This is a genomic window from Treponema endosymbiont of Eucomonympha sp. (genome assembly GCF_001028545.1).
The window spans coordinates 1-2,122 of the sequence record NZ_BBPW01000122.1 but is presented as its reverse complement, the minus strand read 5'-3'; the positions used below and the strand labels follow the sequence as shown (position 1 = coordinate 2,122).

Annotated in this window: 1 protein-coding gene; it reads right to left on the bottom strand. The window is 59.3% G+C overall.

All coding sequences use genetic code 11. The features are described 5' to 3' along the window. Positions 1 to 198 precede the first annotated feature (198 nt). Positions 199 to 1,923, bottom strand: a complete 1,725-nt coding sequence (locus AWU74_RS12700) for an ammonium transporter (protein WP_062328318.1) — start codon at positions 1,921 to 1,923, stop codon at positions 199 to 201. Positions 1,924 to 2,122 lie beyond the last annotated feature (199 nt).

The following is a 2,122-nucleotide window of genomic DNA, read 5'->3' as shown; positions in this document are numbered from 1 at the left end:
CCTATGGGCTGCTTCCCGAAGGCCGGAAAACGGCGGGGAAAACCGGCAGTCCCCGCGCATAAAAACGCGCCGCCCAGTCTGACGCTGAGCGGCGCATGAGTATCTGTCGAGTTCTTCAGATAGGTGAAGCGTACAGGCCCTTGCCTATAGGTAAAACCGCGGCGCAAGCGCGCTGCCCGCGCGGAGCGAGGGTAACGCCTATTGCTCGTCTTCGTACTGAAGCGCCGCGTAGCCTTCCTCGCCCGTACGGACTTTGACCACGTTTTCGACGCCGTACACGAAAATCTTGCCGTCCCCGATATGACCAGTGTACAGCACCTTCTTCGCGGTGTCGACGACGGCGCGCACCGGCACCTTTGTTACCACGATTTCGACCTTTATCTTCGGCAGCAGGTTGATTTCAAGCGGCACGCCCCGGTACATTTCGCTCGCGCCTTTCTGCATTCCGCAGCCCATGACGTTGCTGACCGTCATGCCCGTTATGCCGATATCCGACAGTGCCGTCTTGAGCTGGTCGAATTTGTTCTGCCGCGTAATGATAACCACCTTCGATATCAGCGAGCCGCCGGCGGGAACGTTTCTGACCGGCACCGCGTGAGACACCGGCACGGCGGCAGCCTGCGGGACCTCCGCCATATCTTCCGGCGGCTCCGTGTGTAGCGCCAGCGCAAAATCGGCATAGCTCGACGCCAGCCCGTGCTCGCTTATATCGAGGCCGACGAGCTCTTCCTCGCGCGTAACGCGGAGCCCGATAGTTTTCTTAATGAACAGGAACACGGCGAGCATCGTGATGATTGTCCACGAAAGGATTGCCGCAACGCCGAGGCACTGCGTGCCGAGCTGGTGAAAGCCGCCGCCGTACAGCAGCCCTTTGGTGAGCCCCGTTTCCGGGTTTTCGTAAATGTTGAACAGCCCGACCGCGAGCGTTCCCCAGAGACCGTTCGCGCAGTGCACCGGAATCGCGCCCACCGGGTCGTCAATCTTGAGCACTTTGTCGAGGAACTCGACCGCCCCGACCACGAGAAATCCGGCGACTATACCTATGACGAGCGCGCCGAAGCCGTCAACGTTGGAGCAGCCCGCGGTAACGGCGACCAGTCCCGCAAGGGAACCGTTCAGCGTCATCGAGACGTCCGGCTTGCCGTTCTTGAACCACGTAAACAGCATGGTTACGACCGTGGCGGCCGCCGCCGCAATCGTCGTGGTGCCGAAAATCTGCGCCAGTTGCAAAACGCTGGTCGCCGCCGCGCCGTTGAAGCCGTACCAGCCGAACCACAGGACGAACACGCCGAGCGCGCCGAGCGTTATCGAGTGTCCGGGTATAGCCCGCACTTCTTTCGTGCCGTTCTTCCTGGTAACGTACTTGCCGATTCGGGGACCGACCATAGCCGCGCCGATGAGCGCGGTCGTGCCGCCCACGAGGTGTATTGCCGAAGAGCCGGCGAAATCCATATAGCCCCTCTGGGCGAGCCAGCCGTCGGCGTTCCACACCCAGTATGCCTCAATAGGATACACTACCGCGCTGATGATAAAGCTGTACAGGCAGTATGAGACAAACTTGGTGCGCTCGGCCATAGCGCCGGACACAATCGTCGCGGCGGTCGCGCAGAACACAAGGTTGAACACGAACTTTGACCAGTCGTAGCCAGCAAAATCAGCGAACAGATTCAGATTCGGCTTGCCCATAAAATGCCCGATTGTCTCGCTTGAGCACAGCAGCCCCGAGCCGAGGAACAAAAAAGGAATGGTACCTATGCAGAAATCCATCATGTTCTTCATGATGATGTTCCCGGCGTTTTTTGCCCGCGTAAAGCCGGTTTCCACCATTGCAAAGCCGGCTTGCATAAAGAAAACCAGCGCCGCGCCGGTCAAGAACCACACCCCGAACGTAACTCCGCTCACTTCCTGCAATAAATCCTTCATAACTGACTCCTTTGCCTAGAATAATGTCCGCGCCTGCGGACGTCAAAAAACGCGTCGGTAATAGCTGCCGCGGACGCGCTTTTCCGCTATTGCTTATACCCGGAACAGCAAATCGCCATAGGTCGGGAACGGCAGGTATTCCGCGCCCAGCAGGGCTTCAATTTCGTCCGCGCCCGCCCGCGTTTCCTGCATACGCGGG